This window comes from Methylobacterium crusticola (assembly GCF_003574465.1).
GTDB classification, from domain to species: Bacteria; Pseudomonadota; Alphaproteobacteria; order Rhizobiales; family Beijerinckiaceae; genus Methylobacterium; species Methylobacterium crusticola.
Genome location: NZ_KZ984637.1, coordinates 1 through 17574 on the forward strand (window position 1 = coordinate 1; position 17574 = coordinate 17574).

Annotated in this window: 17 protein-coding genes; 5 read left to right on the forward strand and 12 right to left on the reverse strand. The window is 75.6% G+C overall.

Annotation, left to right across the window (positions count from 1 at the left end):
- Positions 1 to 608, reverse strand: a 608-nt coding sequence (locus DT057_RS04160) for a DUF2336 domain-containing protein (RefSeq protein WP_128560860.1), incomplete at its 3' end; no start/stop codon positions are given.
- 393 nt (positions 609 to 1001) lie between these two features.
- Here DT057_RS04160 and DT057_RS04170 point away from each other — a divergent pair.
- A complete protein-coding gene (locus tag DT057_RS04170; RefSeq protein WP_238314284.1) occupies positions 1002 to 1913 on the forward strand; it encodes a hypothetical protein in 912 nt (303 codons plus the stop codon).
- A gap of 53 nt (positions 1914 to 1966) precedes the next feature.
- Here DT057_RS04170 and DT057_RS04175 read toward each other — a convergent pair whose 3' ends face one another.
- Both DT057_RS04175 and DT057_RS04180 read right to left on the reverse strand, forming a co-directional pair.
- Positions 1967 to 3238 carry a glycoside hydrolase family 5 protein gene (locus DT057_RS04175; RefSeq protein WP_128560862.1) on the reverse strand — a complete coding sequence of 424 codons (1272 nt, stop codon included), beginning with the start codon at positions 3236 to 3238 and terminating at the stop codon, positions 1967 to 1969.
- On the reverse strand, positions 3235 to 4455 hold the full coding sequence (locus DT057_RS04180; protein WP_128560863.1) for an acyltransferase family protein: 1221 nt from the start codon (positions 4453 to 4455) through the stop codon (positions 3235 to 3237). The genes DT057_RS04175 and DT057_RS04180 overlap by 4 nt, the downstream gene beginning before the upstream one ends.
- Positions 4456 to 4766: 311 nt before the next feature.
- On the opposite strand from DT057_RS04180, the gene DT057_RS04185 reads away from it, so the two are divergent.
- Complete coding sequence (locus DT057_RS04185; RefSeq protein ID WP_128560864.1) at positions 4767 to 4952, forward strand: DUF3606 domain-containing protein; 186 nt, start codon at positions 4767 to 4769, stop codon at positions 4950 to 4952.
- Between the two features lie 121 nt (positions 4953 to 5073).
- Here DT057_RS04185 and DT057_RS04190 read toward each other — a convergent pair whose 3' ends face one another.
- Positions 5074 to 6201, reverse strand: coding sequence for an alpha/beta hydrolase (locus tag DT057_RS04190; protein WP_407068150.1), 1128 nt, complete (start codon positions 6199 to 6201; stop codon positions 5074 to 5076).
- Between the two features lie 137 nt (positions 6202 to 6338).
- The gene (locus DT057_RS04195) at positions 6339 to 7022 is read right to left on the reverse strand and encodes an HAD family hydrolase (RefSeq protein WP_203236178.1); all 684 of its coding nucleotides are present in this window, start codon (positions 7020 to 7022) and stop codon (positions 6339 to 6341) included.
- A gap of 279 nt (positions 7023 to 7301) precedes the next feature.
- Between DT057_RS04195 and DT057_RS04200 the strand changes: the two genes are divergently transcribed.
- Complete coding sequence (locus tag DT057_RS04200) at positions 7302 to 7685, forward strand: hypothetical protein (RefSeq protein WP_128560865.1); 384 nt, start codon at positions 7302 to 7304, stop codon at positions 7683 to 7685.
- 983 nt (positions 7686 to 8668) lie between these two features.
- On the opposite strand, the gene DT057_RS04210 is transcribed toward DT057_RS04200, so the two are convergent.
- The 4 genes from DT057_RS04210 to DT057_RS04225 form a co-directional block, all read right to left on the reverse strand.
- Positions 8669 to 9103, reverse strand: a complete 435-nt coding sequence (locus DT057_RS04210; protein ID WP_128560866.1) for a PRC-barrel domain-containing protein — start codon at positions 9101 to 9103, stop codon at positions 8669 to 8671.
- Positions 9104 to 9224: 121 nt separating this feature from the next.
- Positions 9225 to 9686 carry a DUF2721 domain-containing protein gene (locus DT057_RS04215; protein WP_128560867.1) on the reverse strand — a complete coding sequence of 154 codons (462 nt, stop codon included), beginning with the start codon at positions 9684 to 9686 and terminating at the stop codon, positions 9225 to 9227.
- Positions 9687 to 9762: 76 nt separating this feature from the next.
- Positions 9763 to 10425, reverse strand: a complete 663-nt coding sequence (locus tag DT057_RS04220; RefSeq protein ID WP_128560868.1) for a sigma-70 family RNA polymerase sigma factor — start codon at positions 10423 to 10425, stop codon at positions 9763 to 9765.
- Between the two features lie 67 nt (positions 10426 to 10492).
- On the reverse strand, positions 10493 to 11674 hold the full coding sequence (locus DT057_RS04225) for an MFS transporter (protein WP_128560869.1): 1182 nt from the start codon (positions 11672 to 11674) through the stop codon (positions 10493 to 10495).
- A 307-nt stretch (positions 11675 to 11981) separates the two neighbouring features.
- On the opposite strand from DT057_RS04225, the gene DT057_RS04230 reads away from it, so the two are divergent.
- Together DT057_RS04230 and DT057_RS04235 are read left to right on the forward strand one after the other, a co-directional pair.
- Positions 11982 to 12995, forward strand: a complete 1014-nt coding sequence (locus DT057_RS04230) for an aldo/keto reductase (protein WP_128560870.1) — start codon at positions 11982 to 11984, stop codon at positions 12993 to 12995.
- Between the two features lie 185 nt (positions 12996 to 13180).
- Positions 13181 to 13540, forward strand: a complete 360-nt coding sequence (locus DT057_RS04235; RefSeq protein ID WP_128560871.1) for an SWIB/MDM2 domain-containing protein — start codon at positions 13181 to 13183, stop codon at positions 13538 to 13540.
- Between the two features lie 164 nt (positions 13541 to 13704).
- Here the strand turns inward: DT057_RS04235 and DT057_RS04240 are convergent, their stop codons facing one another.
- The 3 genes from DT057_RS04240 to DT057_RS04250 form a co-directional block, all read right to left on the reverse strand.
- The gene (locus tag DT057_RS04240) at positions 13705 to 15084 is read right to left on the reverse strand and encodes an MFS transporter (protein WP_128560872.1); all 1380 of its coding nucleotides are present in this window, start codon (positions 15082 to 15084) and stop codon (positions 13705 to 13707) included.
- Positions 15085 to 15326: 242 nt separating this feature from the next.
- Positions 15327 to 16385 (reverse strand): HD-GYP domain-containing protein, encoded by a 1059-nt coding sequence (locus DT057_RS04245; RefSeq protein ID WP_128560873.1) that lies wholly within the window; start codon positions 16383 to 16385, stop codon positions 15327 to 15329.
- Positions 16386 to 16718: 333 nt separating this feature from the next.
- On the reverse strand, positions 16719 to 17574 hold an 856-nt coding region (locus DT057_RS04250; protein WP_128560874.1), incomplete at its 5' end, for an efflux RND transporter periplasmic adaptor subunit.

A 17574-nucleotide genomic window follows, 5' to 3' on the forward strand; every position in this document is an offset into this window, starting at 1 on the left:
CGCTCCGGGGCGGCGTGGAGGTAGAGGGGGGCGAGGTCCACGGCCGGCAGGTCGTCGCGCGCGAGCAGCAGGGCGGCGAGGTCGGGCCGCCCCTGCGCCCGGGCGACGAGGCGCGCCAGCGCCGGCCCGGCGAGGGGCGCGGCGCGGTTGCGCGCCAGCGCCCGGTCGACCCCGGGATCGTCCCGCCCGGCGAGGTCCTCGACCTGCGCCCGGCCGAGGTCGCCGCGCCGGGCCATCATCGCGTCGAGGGCGGGGCCGGGGCCGGCGGCCTCGAGGACCGGCCGCGTCAGCACGGGGCTGCTCGCCACCACGGCGTCGCGGGCGCCGCCGCCGTGGGCGGCGAGCAGCGTCAGCACGCTCTGGGGCGTGTCGGCCAGGGGGGCGAGCTTCTGGGCGACGATCTCGGCGGTGGCGGCGTCGACGGTCGGGATCAGCCCGCAGGCGAGGGACTCGAACGCCCGGATCGTCGCGGGGTCGCGTGCCGGGGCGGTGCGGAACAGGTCGGTCTGCACCCGCAGCAGCACGGGCTTGAGGTCGAGACTCCGGTCTCTCGCGAGTTCGAGAAGTCCGGACATGTCCGGCAGGGCGTCGGCGGCGGAGCGGGCCATGGGGCGATCGGGTACGCTGTACGGAGGATCGCGAGAATGCGAGGGGGCGCGTAAAGCGACGCTTAAGCCTGTCGGCGCCCGCCCGGGCGCGGCCTGGGGATAGCGGGGATGCGTCCGGGTCGCAGTGACGGATGGTTTACGCGGGTCCCGGCCCGGCGGGCGCTCCCGCAACGTCTCGTTAACCACGCCGTGGTTTGTCTCATGACCTCAGCGCCGCCTGACGGGCGGTGGTCCCGGAGGGACTGGTCCTCGGAGGCGGTACGCACATGATCGGCCCACAGCGACGGTTCACGGCAGACATCGTTCCGTTCCCGAGGCCGGTCCGCCGCCCGCGCCGGGACGCCGCGGCGGGCGAGCCGCGCGGCACCATCCTGCTGTTCACGGGAGTGCGCTATGAGAGGCTGCCCGATCCCGCACCGGCCGAGGCCGGCGTTCCCGCGGGCCCCGGCCCCGGCGAGTGCCGCCGTCGCGGCTGAGGCCACGGCCGCCCGCCCGCCCGCCTGCCTCCCCGCGCGGGCGGAAGGCTGGCCGGCGCGGGGCGCCCTGCGCCGGAGCGTCTTCCTCGCCCTGCCGCTGATCGCGGCGTGCGCGCAGCAGGGCGATTTCGGCCGCCCGGCCCCCACGGCCTGGAACAGCCTCATCGACGCCGCCGGCACCCTGGCGGCGCGCGAGCGCGGGGAGCCGGCCTCGTTCTTCCCCCTCACGGACGACGAGCGGATCCTGCGCGACCGCGCCTGGCGCTACCTGATGCCGGCGCGCGAGCGCAACCTGTTCGAGGCCGCGCTCGACAACCTGACCCGCGCGCGCGTGCTGCCGCCCGGCTGGCGCCCCGCCGACCCCACGGCCTACTTCGACGCCATCATGGCGCCGCCCTTCCGCTCCCCGGTCTCGCGCTACCGCCGGCTCTCGGACGACGTGGTGGCGGACGGGCGCCTGGTCCCGGCCTTCGCCGAGACGGCGGCCCGGGTGGTGCGGGCCGACCTCACGCGCCTCCAGAGCCTGCCCTTCATCACGACCCTCGACGACCGCGACGTGCGCAGCGCCGCCATGCGGGTGGCGGAGAACCGCTGCCTCATCGCCTGGGTCCGCCTCGAGACCGGCGCGCGCTCCGCCTCCTACCGCTTCGCCCTGGAGCACCTGCTGATCGCCGTGCCGGGGGAGGAGGCGGTGCCGGCCGAGCGGGCGCTCGCCTTCCTGGACGCCCGCCGCCTGCTCCTCGATCCCCTGCTGCCGCCCGACGCCGCGGCGCGCTGCGGCCTCGTGCCCCTCGGGCCCGCCGAGGCGATCCTGGTGACGAAGGGCTGAGGGCGGGGCGCCGGGCGGGGGGGTCCCGGCCCGCGAGGGGCCGGGGAGTGCCGTCACTCGGCCGAGAGGCCGAGCGCCCGCAGGCTGGTGCGGTCGAGGGTGGTGGCGCCGTCCTCGCTCACCAGCGCCATGCCGCCGTGGCCGCCGAGCGCCCAGAACGACCAGGCGAAGCCCCGCTGCTCGGCGGCCTCGCGCATGTCGCGCAGCCACGTCTCGTAGGAGAGGGGGTCGGAGGCCCGGTAGCGGCCGTAGGTGCGGGTGGCCCCGAACTCGCCGAGGACGATCTGGTCGGGCCGGACGCCGTTGCGCCGCGCCCAGTCCAGGACCTCGTCGAAGGCCCGGGCGATGCCGCGCCGGTCGAAGCCCGCCGCCACGTAGGCGGCGGCCTGCGCCCGCGCCTCCGCGACCATGCGGCGGCGCTCGAGGGGGGCCAGGGTCGCGTCGGCCTCGACGTTCGCCCGCACCTGATCGAGCACCATCGGCAGCGGCACGCTCGCGGGCGGGTAGGGCAGGTCCGAGAAGTAGCGCCAGGCCCGGGCGCTCTCCTGCTTCGAGACGACGCCCTGGTGGGTGAAGGGGTAGGGCTCGTAGGCGTGGAAGGAGTAGCGCACGCGGCTGGCGCGGAACGGCGCCGGGTCGAGCGCCACGAGGCCGTGCCGGTTGCCGCCCTGCGCGCCCGTGAGCACCACGAGCAGGTCGGGGGCGGCGGCCCGCACGGCGGCGTGGAGCATCTCGCACATCGCCTGCCAGCGCCGGGTGCTGGCCCCGTCGTAGCCGTAGCCCGGCTCGTTGATCGGCTCGAAGGCGACGCCCGCGCTGCCGAGGCCGGCGAGCAGGCCGGCGGTGCGCCGCACCAGGGCGAGGTAGGCCTTGAACACCGGCTCCTCGGGGGAGCGCAGCCAGTTGACGGATTCGAAGCGGGAGACCTGGGAATTGTCGTGGAAGTTCACCATCACGGCGAGGCCGGCCGCGAGGAAGCGCCGGACGGTGGCGACGAGGAGGCGGTCGAGGGCCTCCCGCGGCGCCCCCTCGGCCTGCAGGAAGGGGCCGGGATCCACGGTGAGGCGCACGAAGTCGAAGCCCGCCGCCCGCACGTTGCGGAGCGTCGCCTCGGGCAGCGCGTAGGCCGGCCCCTCGAAGGGCGCCTCGGCGTAGCGGCCGGGATCGCCCCGGTCGAGCCGGGCCCAGTTGAGCATGGTGTGGATCCCGACGCCGCGCCGGAACCCGGTCTCGAGGCGCGGAGCGGCGGCGGCCGGAAGCACGGCCTGCGCGGCGAGCAGGCCCGCGGCGAGGAGGCCCAGCAGGGCGACGCGCCGGCGCCTCACGCGGCGCGCTCCGTCAGGGCGATGCCGCCGGCCGGGGCCATGCCCCCGGCCGGGGCCGTCCCGGGGGCGGGGGCAGGGGCGTCTACGCGCGAGCCGAAGCGCCGGCGCAGGGCGAAGAACGGGCGCTCCACCAGCCGGTAGGAGAGTTCGGCGAAGGCGAACGACAGGACCCACCCGACCGCCATGGCGGCGGCGAAGCGCCACCCGGTCCCCGGCACCAGCGCCTCGCCCGCCGAGAGGCCGGCGAGGTGCCAGAGGTAGAGCGAGTAGCTCAGCCGGCCGATCCAGCGGGCGGGCGCGCTGTCGAACAGCGCCCGCAGCCGCCCCCAGCCCGGCGCGACGCTGACGGCGAGGACCAGCGGCACGAGGGCGACCTCCTGGATCGTGTAGCGCAGGGTGTTGCGGAAGGCCTCGTCGCGCACGAGGAGGCTCGCCAGGATGGCGGCCGCGGCGGCCGCCACCGGCACCGGCCGGGTCGCCGCCGCCGCGAAGGCCGCGCCCCCGGGGCTGCGCCAGGCCAGCGCCGCGACGGCGCCGAACAGGATGGCGTCGATCCGGCACTCGGTCGCCATGCCGGTATAGGCGGTCGCGATCTCCGGATGCGTGAGCGTCACGGCGCAGCGCACCGCCAGGGAGAGGGCGCAGAGGGTCAGCAGCACCGGGATCGCGGCGCCGCGGCGGGCCAGCAGGGCCGCGAGGAGGAACGGGTAGACGAGGTAGAAGTGCTCCTCGACGGCGAGCGACCACAATTGCCCGCCGAGGCCCGCCATCATGGGTTTCTGGAACACCGCCAGGTAGTTCGCCAGGTAGGCGAGCGCCCCCAGCACCCCCAGGGGATCGAGCCGGTGCCCCTGCGCGACGTAGACCGCCCCGGTGATGGCGACGAGCGCGACGAGCGGCGGGTAGAGCCGCAGCAGCCGGCGCGCGTAGAACGGCCCGACCGCGATCCCGCCCGTGCGCTCGCGCTCGTCGAGCAGGAGGGCGGTGATCAGGAAGCCGCTGATGAAGAAGAAGACCGTGACCCCGAACACGCCCGGCACGAGGGCGTGGAGCCCCGAATGCGACGCCATGACGACGAGGATGCTGAAGGCCCGCAGGCCGTCGAGCCCGGGGATCCGGAGCGCCCCGGTCCCGGGTGCGGGACCCGCCCGGTCGGAGCCGGGCGGACCCGATGGGCCGACGCGCGGCGCGAGGGTCGAGGTCATGGTCGGGGTCACGGTGCGGAAATCGGTCCCGCATCCTGTCCTGGGCACGGGTCCGGCTCAAGCCGGGGAAGACTACGTGGGGGCACTCACCGGATACGCTCGGGCAAGTGCCGGTGGATGCAAGGATTTTTCGTGCTCATGGTTAAAATAAAGGACTTCTTCGTGTGCGCGTCCCGCCCCGCATACCGGGCGGATGCAACGCGGGCTGGCCGCGGCCACTTTCGCGCGCCCGCGAGGTCTCGCCGGAAAATAGAATTCCATTTTCGTTCGGTTGAATCGCGCAGCGCACGACCCACCTCAGCCCTCCCCACAGGAGAATAATCATGGCTGATGATCTCGACATCCGCGCTCCGCAAGATCCGACCAAGATCAACGTGAATGAGAAATGGGAGGTCGATTACTGGACGAAGCGGTTCAAGGTGACGGAGAAAGCGCTTCGGGACGCGGTGAAGATCGTCGGCGTCTCGACCGCGAAAGTCGCGGCTCATCTCGGCAAGAAGTGGCCCTGAGCCCGGGCATCGCACCCGCGGGCGTGGCGCGGCCGATCGGGCCCGCCGGTCCCCGCGCGGAGCGGTCGATCGCGGCGCACGGGCCGGGCCGCCCTTCGCGGACCCGCGTCCCGCCCGGCTCTCACGGTGGCGGGGCCTCGGTGCCCAGGTGCCTGTCGAGGAAGGCCGCGATCTCCTGGAAGGCCTCGCGGGTCTCGGGGGCGTCGGGGTTGAACAGGTACTGGGCGTGGCTCATGCCCTCGAAGACCTGCAGGGAGGCCTCGACGCCGGCCTGGCGCAGCTTGCGGTGGGTGCGCACGGTGTTCGAGAGGAAGAGGTCGCGGGTGCCGGTGGTCAGGATGGTGGGCGGCAGGCCGCGCAGGTCGCCGTAGATCGGCGAGAGCTGGGGGTCCTTCAGGTCGTGGCCCGCGGCGTAGAGCTGCGCCGCGTGGGTGAGGTAGCCGTCGTAGGAGACCAGCACGTTGTCGAGCCACTCGTTGGCCTTGTAGCTGTCGCCGGTCTCGGTCAGGTCCGACCACGGCGTGCCGGGCGCGATGGCGGCCGGGAGCGGCACGCCCTCCTGCTTGGCCCGGAGCATCAGCGCCAGGGTCATGCCGCCGCCCGTGGAGGTGCCGAACACCGCCATGTTCTCGGGACGCTGGAGGCCGAGCGCCGCCCGCCACACCGCCATGGCGTCGTCCATGGCGGCCGGGAAGGGCGCGTCCGGCGGCATGCGGTAGTCGAAGGAGATCACCGTGAAGCCGCCGATGGCCGCCATGAGCACGGCCTCGAGCGTGCCGGCCTCGCCGGGATTGTAGACGTAGCCGCCGCCGTGGATGTGGACCAGGAGCCTGTGGCGGTTGCGCTCGGGCACCTGCCGGGGTGCGACGATCCAGGCCCTGACGCCGCCGATCACCTCCGGGGTCGAGACCACGCCGAGCCGCTCGCGCAGGGCCGGCAGCGGCGCGGCGGTCTGGGCCGCGAGCTTCGCCACCAGGGCCTTCCACTCCCCGGCGCTGCCCGGGTTCGCGTTCCAGGCCGGCACCCGGTAGGGGGCCGCGATCGTCGCCTGGAACTCGGGGCTCACGGTCCCGGGCACCGGGATGCGCCGCCCCGGCACGCTGCGCGGGCCGGCCTTGTCGTTGGCGGCGTTCTGGGCCGCCTCCAGGCGGGCGAAGTCCGGCGCGCTGGCGGCGGGCGCCGTGGCGGCGGTCGCCGCCTGCTGGGCCGAGGCGCCTGGTGCGCAGGCGCAGGCCGCCGAGACGGCCAGGAACAGGGCGGCGGGGCGGCGGCGCGTGCCGGTCACGGAGCGGGATCCTCCCTCAACGAAGCCGTCGCAAGGCTTTGCACGCCGTGCGGCCCGTCGGCAAGCCGTGACCCGGCGCCCGGGAGGCGGGACCGGCCGCCTCAGCGGCCCCGCGGCAGCCCCAGGCGGAGCGGCGAGCGGTCGTAGCCGTCGAGCAGGTCGGCGGGATCGCGGTAGATCGCCAGGCAGCCCGCCTCCCCGAGCGCGGCCTCCGGGAAGCCGCCGCACAGCACCCCGATGGCCGGGAGGCCGGCCCCGGACGCGGCCTCGGCATCGTAGGGCGAGTCGCCGACGACGACCGCCTCGCCCCGCGCCGGCGAGCCGAGGGCCGCGAGGGCGGCCTGGAAGATGTCCGGATGCGGCTTCGAGCGCTCGGCGTCGTCCGCGTTCGTCGTCACGTCGACGAGGTCCGCGATGCCGGCGATCTCCTGGTAGCGCGCGACCTCGTCGGCCTTGCCCGAGGAGGCGAGCGCCAGGACGTGGCCCTCGGCCCTCAGGCGCGCGAACAGGTCCCGCACGCGCGGGAAGGGCCGGACCCGCGGCAGGTACTCGCGCTTGAACAGGTCGGCCCGGAAGGCCTCGATCGCCCCGCCCTCCCGCGCGAGCCGCTCGGGCGGCAGGAAGATTGGCATCAGCTGGTCGCCGCCCTTGCCGATCTGGGTGCGGATGTCGGCCGGCGCGACTGCGACCCCGAAGGCCTCGAAGGCCCGGGCCCAGGCCTGCGCGTGCAGGTCGACGCTGTCGAGCAGCGTCCCGTCGATGTCGAAGATCACGGCGCGGATCATGGCGGGACCATCTGGGTGAGGGTGTCCGGGCGGGTGTCGCCCGGCCGGGCGGGCGTCGCCCGGCCGGGTAGGAGTCGTCGGACCGGCCGGGCGACCCGGGGAGCGGCCCGGCGGCGCTCCTGTTGCAGCCGAACACGAACCGGCCGCAAAGCACCGCGGTTCCGCCGCGGGCGGGCTTGCGCGTCTGGTCTTTGCCACACTCGGCCGCTAGAGGGGGCCCCGCGCGTCAGGATCCGCCCCCGCGGGCGGGCCGGGCGCGAGGGTGTTTGGGAAGTGCCGATGTCCGTCCTCTACAGAACCTGCCTCGTCGCCGTCGCGACCGCGCTCGTGGGCGGATGCGTCAATCCCCTCGGCCAGACCGGCGGCGTGCTCCCGGCAAGCGACGTCGGGCCGCCGCCCTCGCTGCGCAGCGACGTGCGCACGCCCGGGCGGAGCGCCACGCCCTCGCAGGTCGATCCGGAGCGGGTGATGCCGTCGGAGCCGACCCGGCGCCTCAACGTCCCGACCACGGCCCGCGCCGGCGACGGCTCCCCGGCCGCCGGGACGCGGCGGATCCGGCGCGAGGACCTCGAGGGGGCGACCGAGGGCGGCAGCGCGAGCGGCGGCAGCCTGTCGCCCACCATGGGATCGGGCGGGTCCGTCGGGGTCGGCGGCCGCTTCTGACGGCAGGAAACGCCCGGGGGGCCGCCCGGGCTCAGGCTCCCGTCCCTCCGCCCGGGACCGCCGCGGGGCTCCTCGCGACGCCCGGCCCGCGGGCCCGGGTCTCGCGGGCCCGCGCGCTCTCGCGCAGGCGCCGCCGGCGCTCCTCGATGCCCGCCCGGGTGGCCGGCCACCAGCCGCGGCCCGGCCGGTCGGGTGCGGCGGCCGGCGTGAGGCCGGCGAGTTCGGCGAGGGTCGGCATCCGCCACCAGCCCCAGACCNCACCTGATGCTGGTCGACCTGCGCGCCAAGAACCTCACCGGCAAGGCCGCCTCGGCGGGATCGAGGGGGTCGGCGTCGAGCGCCTCGAAGGTGACGACGCCGTAGGCGGCGGTCTCGACCGGCACGCCGAGGGGCGGCGGGTCTCCCCGGGGCACGGGGTGGCGCCGGCGCCGGCGCTCGGCCTCCGCGGCCGGGTCCCGGGCGGCCTCGCGGCGCGCCCGCCGGGCCTCGGGCTCGTTCGCGGCGGCCGCCTCGGCGATGGCCGGCCAGACCGCCCGCAGGGCCTCGTAGGAGCGCCAGGGCACCCGCCAGGCCCGCAGGGCGGGCTCCCAGTGGGCGAACGGGATGGTGCGCAGGGTGTCGACGACGGCCCGCGCGTAGGGGGTGCGCACCACCAGGGCGTCGTGGGGCGTCTCCAGGTAGGGGCTGCGCAGGGGCTCGAACGCGTAGGCGTCGCGGCCCTTGTCGTCCCCGAAGGCGTCGAGCGCCGCGAGCTCCCGGGCGATCCAGGCGTCGACCCGCCGCTCGGCGGTTGTGCCGGGCACGAACCACCGCCGCAGGGCCCGCCGCCACCGCGCCGTCGGGAACGTCTCCTTGAAGCGCGCCAGCAGGGCGCGGTCGAAGGGCATCCCCACCAGCACGCCCGGCCCCTTGGCCGTGCCCGGCGCGATGCCGAACCCGGCCCCGCGGGCGACCTCGCCGTCGGGCGCCTGGGTCACGGCGGGTCAGGCCGCCGGCGCCCGGCCGCCGTAATAGTCGTCGAGCCGGCCGCCGTAGGCCGGGTCCTCGAACGGGTCCTCGCCGGGCCCGTGCCGGGGCGCCTCCGCCAGGGTGCCGGGGTCGATGTCGACGACGTAGCCGCCGAGCCGCACGTCGTAGGTCAGGGCCTTCCAAGGCACCGGATGGTGGCTCTCGCCGAAGCCCAGGAATCCCCCGAAGGACAGGACCGCGTAGGCGACCTGGCCCGAGACCTTGTCGACCATGAAGTTGTAGACGCTGCCGAGGTGCTCGCCCCTGCGGTCGTAGACGGCCGTCCCCTCGACCTTGTTCGAGGCGATCAGCCGCCGGGTCTCGTCGACGGCGAGGCCGTCGCCGGTCGGGTCGAGCTCCATCGAGCCGGGCTCGCGCAGGGCGCGCTCGTTCGGCAGTTCGGTCGGCATGGCGGGCTCCGCGTGCGGGGAGGGGATCTCCCCGGGGAACCGGCCGGCGCGGCGGCGGTTCCGCCGCGGGGCGGAGGCCGGGGCGGGCCTGCGCTCCTCCGGGACGGCGGGGCTCCCGGGCTCAGCGCTCCTCCGCCTCCTCCTGCTGCTGCGCCACCTCGGTGCGCACCGTGCGGCTCGCCAGCATCATCTCGACCGCGAAGGCCATGAGGGAGGCCAGCGTGCACAGGATGGCGGCGCCGAACAGGCCGAACAGCACGGTCGCCACCGCGGCGTCCCGCAGCGTGCCGACGAACAGCGTCAGCACCGCCCCGCAGATCGCCACCCCGCCCAGCGCCGCGATCACCACGGCGACGTCGAGGGCAAGGCTGCGCCGGCGCAGGTTCACGAGGCGCGCCTGGTCGCCGGGCCGCTCGGTGATGCGCTCGGCCAGCTTGTCGACCTGGTCGGCGACCCGGGCGTGGCGGGTCGAGAAGACGTTGAGCAGCGTCGCGATGCCGGACAGCAGGAAGACCGGCGTCAGCGCCACCTGGATGATGTGGGCGGTCGAGTCGACCTGGGAGGGGTCCGTCGGCAGGATCATCGGGGCGGGTGTATGGCCTGGACGCGGCGGCGGCAACGCGGCGGCCCGGCCTCCGCGGGGGAGGGCGCCCGCGGCCCTATCCCAGGAGCTCCGCGAGCCGCGCCCGCGCCCGGTTGATGCGGCTCTTCACGGTGCCGATGCGGCACTCCATGGCGACGGCGATGTCCTCGTAGGAGAGGTCGTGGACGGCGGAGAGCAGCAGGGCCTCGCGCTGGTCCGGCACCAGCCTGTCGAGGGCGGCCTGCACGTCCTGCACCTCCAGGCAATCCTGCTGCGCCGGCAGGGAGACGAGGCCGGCCGCGTAGGCCCCGTCCGGGTCCGCCACCTCCCGCACCCGCTTCTGGTGCTCGGAATAGAAGCTGTTGCGCAGGATGGTGTAGAGCCAGGCCGCGAGGTTCGTGCCCGGCTCGAACCGGCCGCGGCTCGCCCAGGCCTTGAGCAGGGTCTCCTGCACCAGGTCGTCGGCGCGGGTGCGGTCGTTCGTGAGCGTCAGGGCGCGGCGGCGCAGCCGCGGCACCTCGTCGAGGAGGCCGCGGCGGAACTCCTCCGTCAGCGTCTGGTCGAGGCCCGCCAGCGCCGCCGACAGGCGCTCCAGGAGGCCCTGGAGGCGGGTCGAGAGCGGCGCGGCCCCGGCGGATTCGTAGGCGTTGCGCAGCTGCGACCCGAGATGGGCCTGGATGCCGGCCGGCAGGCTCGGCGCCTCCGGGGCCGGATCGACGGTCTGTGGCAGGGGGGACATGACGCGGCTTCCGATGTTCCGCGCGCTTAGACACGTCCTCGTGCACCATCACAATGGGCCGAACGCACTAGGCCGTCTGGTCCGGTTGCACCGAGGTGCCGGGCAGTCCGCGGGCGAGGGGAAGCGCCGCGGCCGCGAGCGCCGCCATGGCCCAGAAGGCGCCCGGGCCGAATGCGGCGTAGAGCGGGCCGGCCGCTAGCGTGGCGAGGACCGAGGCCAGGCCGAGGCCGAGGGTGCCGTAGAGCGTCTGGGCCGTGGCCGCGAGGGCGGGCGGCACCGTCCCGGCGAGCACCCGCATCGCGGCGAGGTGCAGGAGCGCGAAGGTCAGGCCGTGCAGCGCCTGGGTCGCGGCGAGCGCCGGCAGCGCCGCCGTCACGGCGGCCACCGACCAGCGCAGGACCCCGGCCCCGGCCGCGAGCGCGATGGCCCCGGCCGGGCCGAGCCGCCCGAGGAGGGCCGGCCCGATGCCGCAGAACACCGCCACCTCGGCCGCCACCGCCTCGGCCCAGAGCAGGCTCGCGGTGCCGGGCGAGAGGCCGGCCGCCCGCCAACGGATCACCGCGAAGGCGTCGTGCACGGCGTGGCTGCCGATCACGAGGCCGGCGACGAGGACGAGGCGGCGGAAGGGGCGCGAGGCCAGCAGGGCGCGGGCACCCGGGCGCGCCTCGGGCGCCGGCGCCGGCGGCGCCGGCAGCCGGGCCACGGCGGCGGCCATCAGGGCGAAGCAGCCCGCCCCGGCCGCCAGCGTCGCCGCGAGGCCGGCCCGGGTCACGATCTGCCCGGCTGCCAGGCTGCCGGCGATGAACGCGGCCGAGCCCGCGCCCCGGATCGTCCCGTACGAGAACCGGCCGGCCGCCGCCGCCGGCAGGGCGAGGGCGTCCGCCAGGGGCGCGAGCGGGGCGGTCGCCGCCGCCTGGAGGGCGCCGAGGACGAGCAGGGCCCCGAGGCCGTGCCCGGCGAGGTAGGCCAGCGTGCCTCCCGCCGAGAGCAGGGCCGCGAGGCCGAGGACGGCCCGGATGGCGCCGAGGCGGTCGGCGAGGCGCCCGGCCAGCGGGCCGGCCGCGAGGCGCATCCCGGTCCCGGCGGCGAGCACGAGGCCGACCCCGGCGGGATCGAGCCCCCGCTCGGCCAGGAACGCCGGCAGGAAGGGGCTCACGGTGCCGTACCCGGCGTAGAGCGTCGCGTAGGCGAGCAGGAGCCGCGGCAGCGGGCCCCGGGGCATGGCGCCGCGCAGGCGAGCCGGGAGCATCCGGGCGCCCGCGACGGGACGCCGCCGCGGGCGCCCGGAGGCTACAGGAGACCGGCCCCGTGGGGGTGGTCCCGGTCGGTTTCGGAGGCGACCACGGCCCCGAGGCCGAGGACGAGGGCGCCGGCGGCGCAGAAGGCGAGGGTGATGAGCGCGATGATCATGGGACCGAGCTTCGCGGCCCCGTGCTTAACGGGGGCTTGCCGAGCGTGGTGAAGGAGAGGAAAACCCCGGCATCCACAACGGGATTGCGCTCACCCGTGCGTGCGCGCCACGGTCACGCAACCGCCATCATCGAGGAGGCGCCCCCATGGAGTACCGCACGCTCGGCCGGTCCGGCCTCAGGGTCTCCCCGCTCTGCCTCGGCACCATGATGTTCGGTGGCCCCACCGAGGAGGCGGAGGCCGCCCGCATCTGCGCCGACGCCCGGGCCCGCGGGGTCAACTTCATCGACACGGCGGACGCCTACACGGAGGGCCGCTCGGAGGAGGTGGTGGGGCGCGCCATCGCGGGCGAGCGCGACGCCTGGGTGCTCGCCACCAAGGTGGCGAACGCGACCGGGCCGGGGCCGAACGACCGGGGCCTGTCGCGGGCCCACGTGGTGGCGGCCTGCGAGGCGAGCCTGCGGCGGCTCGGCACCGACCGCATCGACCTCTACTACCTGCACAAGGAGGACCACGCGACGCCGCTCGCCGAGACCGTGCGGGCGATGGGCGACCTGATCCGGGCCGGCAAGGTGCGCTACTTCGGGGTCTCCAACCACCGCGCCTGGCGGGTTGCCGAGATCTGCCGGCTCTGCGACGAGCACGGCCTCGACCGGCCGGCGGCGAGCCAGCCCTACTACAACGCCCTCAACCGGATGCCGGAGGTCGAGCACCTGCCCGCCTGCGCCCATTACGGCCTCGGGGTGGTGCCCTACTCGCCCCTCGCCCGCGGGGTGCTGACCGCGAAGTACCGCCCCGGCGAGGCGCCGCCCGAGGACACCCGCGCGGGCCGGGGCGACACCCGGATGATGCAGACCGAGTGGCGCCCCGAGAGCCTCGCCATCGCCGGGACGATCAGGGCCCACGCCGAGGCAAGGGGCGCCTCGGCGGTGGACTTCGCCCTCGCCTGGGTGCTGAACAACCGCGCGGTGACGGCGGTGATCGCCGGCCCGCGCACCTTCGCGCAGTGGCAGGCCTACGCGGAGGCCCTGGCCTACCGCTTCACGGCCGAGGACGAGGCCCTGGTGGACAGCCTCGTGCCGGGCGGGCATCCCTCGACGCCGGGCTACTCCGACCCGGCCTACCCGCTCGAGGGCCGGGCGACCTGGACGGGGGCGTGACGCAGTGCGTGACGGGGACGGCGGACCTGAGTATTCCTCAAGACCGCAACACGTGTGGATGAAGCGGCCGCGTCGGTTGATTTCCTCTTGGAACGCGCCGCGCACGGCTTAGTTGTTGACGCTATGTGCCCAGGCAGGTCGGTTGTCCGGCTGTGGGGGACAGGTTGCGAGACCGGAGGAAACCGATGGCGACCAAGACGACGAAGAAGGCTGATACCAAGGCCGAGCCGGAGGCCGCCGCCAAGGCGCCCGCGAAGGAGGCGGGCAAGGGCAAGAAGGTGGCCGCCCCCAAGACCGGCGACAAGCCGAACGCGCTCCAGAAGCCCCTGCAGCCGACGCCGGAGCTCGGCGCCATCGTGGGCGACAAGCCGATCCCGCGCGGCGAGGTGGTGAGCAAGGTGTGGGACTACATCCGCAAGCACTCGCTCCAGAACCCCGAGAACAAGCGCGAGATCCTGGCCGACGACAAGCTCAAGAAGGTGTTCGGCAAGGACAAGGCGACCATGTTCGAGATGAACAAGTACCTGGCCCAGCACCTGAAGTGAGAGCCGCGCGAGCACCGGCCGAGAGGATGCGGTGCGCCGCCGCGTGGTCCGGCGCATCGGGCCGGTAGGGCAGCCTCCGTTCGGATCCGGCGGGGCTGCCCTCGCGCGTTGGGGCTCGCCGCCGGGGGGCGCCGCTCCGGCCGGAGCGGCCCCCGGGCGGCCCCTCAGCGCCGGATGCGCAGGCTGCTCGTCACAGCGCCCGCGAGCGCGAGGGCGCTCGCCAGCCACAGCACCGTCGCGGTGCCGGCGGTGTGGAGGATGCCGAAGATCACCGCCACGACCGCGGCCCCGAGGGATTGCCCGAGCAGGCGGGCCGTCGACTGCATCCCGCTCGCGCCCCCGCTGCGCTCCCGCGGCGCGCTCGTGATGATCACCTTGTTGTTGGGCGACTGGAACAGGCCGAAGCCGAGGCCGCAGAGCGTCAGGCAGCCGACGATCGCGGCCGTGGAGGCGTCCGTCGGCAGGCGCGCCATCAGGGCGAGGCCGCAGGCCAGCGCCGCGAGGCCGATCCCGCCGAGGAGCCCCGGCGCGTGGCGGTCGGCGAGCCGGCCGGAGACGGGGGCGATCACCGCGATGGCGATCGGCCAGGGGGTCATCAGCACCCCGGTCTCGGTGCTCGACAGGTGCAGCACGTCCTGGAAGTAGAACGGCAGCGCCACGTAGGCCATCATCTGGGCCGCGAAGGAGCAGACCGAGCTCGCCATCGAGAGCGCGAAGACCGGGATGCGCAGGAGGTCGATCGGCAGGAGCGGCGCCGGCAGGCGGACCTGCATCCAGAGGAAGGCCGTCCCGACGAGCGCGGCGCCGGCGAGCGTCGCCAGGGCGATGCCGCCCCGGCCCGGGTCGCCCAGGCCGTCGACGCCGGTGATCAGGAGGCCGAAGAACAGGGCGTTGAGGAGCGCGCTCAAGGAGTCGAAGCGGGCGCCGCTGCGGGGCGTGGCCGGCAGCGTCCGGCCCGCCACCAGGAGGGCCGCGAGGCCGAGCGGCACGTTCACGAGGAACAGCCAGGGCCAGGTCGCCACCGACAGCACCGCCGCCGCGACGCTCGGGCCCGCCGCCGAGGCGACCGCCACGATCAGCGCCGTGGTGCCGACGCCCCGGCCGATCATCCGGTGCGGGTAGATGAAGCGCACGAGCGCGATGTTGACGCTCATGATCCCGGCCGCGCCGAGCCCCTGGACGATCCGGGCCGCCACCAGGACGGGCAGCGAGCCCGCGAGCGCGCAGGCGAGCGAGGCGGCGGCGAACAGGGCGAGCCCGGTGCAGTAGACCCGCTTGTAGCCCAGGATGTCGCCGAGCGACGAGAGCGGCAGCAGCGCCGCCGTCACGGCGAGCTGGTAGCCGTTGGTGACGAAGATCGCCGCGCCCGGGGTGACCTGCAGGTCCCGGGCCATCACCGGCAGGGCGACGTTGACGATGGCGCCGTCGAGCACCGCCATGCTCATGGCGATCCCGATCGCCAGCATGGCCCAGGGCCGCTCCCCCGCGGGCAGACCGTCGGTCGCCTCCGCCCGCTCCGGCACCGGCTCGGCCGCTCCCGTCATCCGCGTCGTGCTCCCGCGCGCCGGCCGCCGGCGCCCAAACCCGCGCCGACCGCCGGCGCCCATCCTGGCGCCGGCCGCCGGCGCACCCGCGACGCCCTAGCGCATCGGGGCCGCGGCCGCACCTACGCGGGCGTCATCCCGGGCCTGCGCGGGGCTCGCGGGAGCGGACGGGCGGCGGGACCCGGGGGGTCCGGGCGTGCGGCCCCCGGACCGTCCGGGGCGTCACCGGGCCGGGCTCCGCCTCAGCGCGCCGCCGCCACGGCCTCGCCGAACGACTGCACCAGGCGCGCCTCCAGCTTGCCCTCCATGGCGGCCAGGATCGCCATCGCGTCCGGCATCGCCATCGGGGCCTTGTAGGGGCGGCGCTCGGTCAGGGCGGCGTAGATGTCGCAGATGGTGAGGAGGCGCACCACGTCGCTGATGGCGTCGCCGCTGAGGCCGTCGGGGTAGCCCGAGCCGTCCAGCATCTCGTGGTGGTGGCGCACCGCCGTGAGGGTCAGGGCGTCGCATTCGCCGCCCTCCCGCAGGATGTCGTAGCCGAGGGCCGCGTGGGTGCGCATGACCGTGAGCTCGTCGGGATCGAGCCGCCCGGGCTTGTTCAGGATGGCGAGGGGGATCCGGGCCTTGCCGACGTCGTGGACCAGCGCCGCGCGCACGAAGCGCTGCTGGTCCCCCTGCTTGAAGCCGAGGTGCAGGGCGAACTGCGCCGCCAGCCCCGCCACCAGCAGGCAGTGCTGGTAGGTGGCGTCGTCGTGGGTCCACACCGTGTCGAGCCAGCGCGCGAGGCCGCCGTCCTGCACGGCCGCGAGGATCGGCGCGAGGCCGGCCTCGACGGTGCCCATCCGGACCGGCTGGCCGGAGCGCGCCTCCGCCATTAGGCTCGTGAGGACCTCGCCGGCCCGCGCCACGCCCTGGCTCACCACGCGGGCGGGCGAGGAGGGGGCGAGGTCGATCTGGTTGGCGAGGGCGGCCGCCACCGCCTCGGGCGGCGCGTAGGCCGGCAGGCAGACCGTGGCCCCGAGCGTCTTGGCGTGCCGCAGGGAATCCGGGGTGGCGTTGCGCAGGAGGCAGACGACCGGGAGGTTGCGGCCCTTGAACCGGGTCTCGAGGGCGCGCAGGCATTGCACCGCCTCGGGACGCGACAGGGTGAGGTCCGACACGACGCCGGCGAGGGAGCCGCGGGCGGTCCAGGCCTCGTCGGTGCCGACGACCTCGCAGGAGCCGACGGCCCGCAGGGCCGCGCCGACGGCGGCGCTGCGGTCCGGTCGATCGGTCACGAGGACGAGCGCCCTCTCCGGCATCGCGCTTCTCCCGGCGGATCACGAGACCCCACCCGAACGCCGGGATACACAGGGAACTCCAAACAAAAGCTTACGCCCGCGCCGGGTCCTGACAGTCGACGGGGGTCGGATCCGAAGGGATGCGCGCGAGCCTGACCCAGTGGAATACCATCATCCAGCCCGGCGCGACGCTGGGACGCGGTTCATCCGGGGATCGATGCCCCGCGATACTGATTGCGGCCGAGGTCCAGACAAGTCGACCGTGCCGGCTGTCCGGTCCGCGGGCCGCGCTCGCGCTGCGGAAGGGGCACGGCTCACCGGGCCCCGCCCGCGGCGCGCGCGCGGCCCGCTGGCTCAACCGGGCGGCACCGGCCGCACCAGATCGCCCTCTCGCAGGAAGGGGGCGGCCCGCACCACCACGAGGTCGGCCTCGGCGAGGCCCGAGCGGATCTCGACCTCCTCCTCCGAGAACAGCCCGACCGTGACGGGGCGCGCCTCGATGTGGTTGCCGGTGACGACGTAGGCCGTCGGCCCGTCGGCGCCGTTCACCAGGGCGGAGAACGGCGCCGCGATGCCGCAGCTCTCGCCGACCGAGATGGTGCCGCGGGAGAACATGCCGAGGCGCGCCTCGCCGGGGGCCGCGAGCAGGATCCGCACCTGGCCGAGCTGCGTCGCCGGGTCCGCGATGGAGGAGACCAGGCGGACCTTGCCGGAGAGGGGGCCGAGCCCCAGCGGCTTCACGGCCACGGCCTGGCCCGGGGCGATCCGGGCGAGCTTGGCGGGCGGCGCCTCGGCCGACAGCTCGATCTCGCCCTGGGCCATGATCTGGAACAGCGGCTCCGCCGTCCGGGCCGGGGCGGGCCCGCCGACGACCGCGGTGCTGCGCCCGACCACGCCGGCCACGGGCGCCCGGAGGGGCAGGAGGGCCGCGGGCGGCAGGCCGTCGTCGAGGGCGAGCTGGGCCAGGACCTGGTTGGGCTTGACCTCGTCGAGGGGCTTGGCGAGGACCTGGACCACGCGCAGGCCGTCGCGCTCGGCCCTCACCTGCACCTCCTGGCGGGGCACCAGCACCCCCGTGACGTCGATGCGGTCGGCAAAGCAGCGCTTCTTGGCCCGCGCCACGCTGACCGCGAGGCCGCCGGCCTGGACCGGCTCGGCCGCGCGGGCGCCGCCCGCGGCGAGCCCGAGCCCGAGCCCGAGCGCGAGGCCC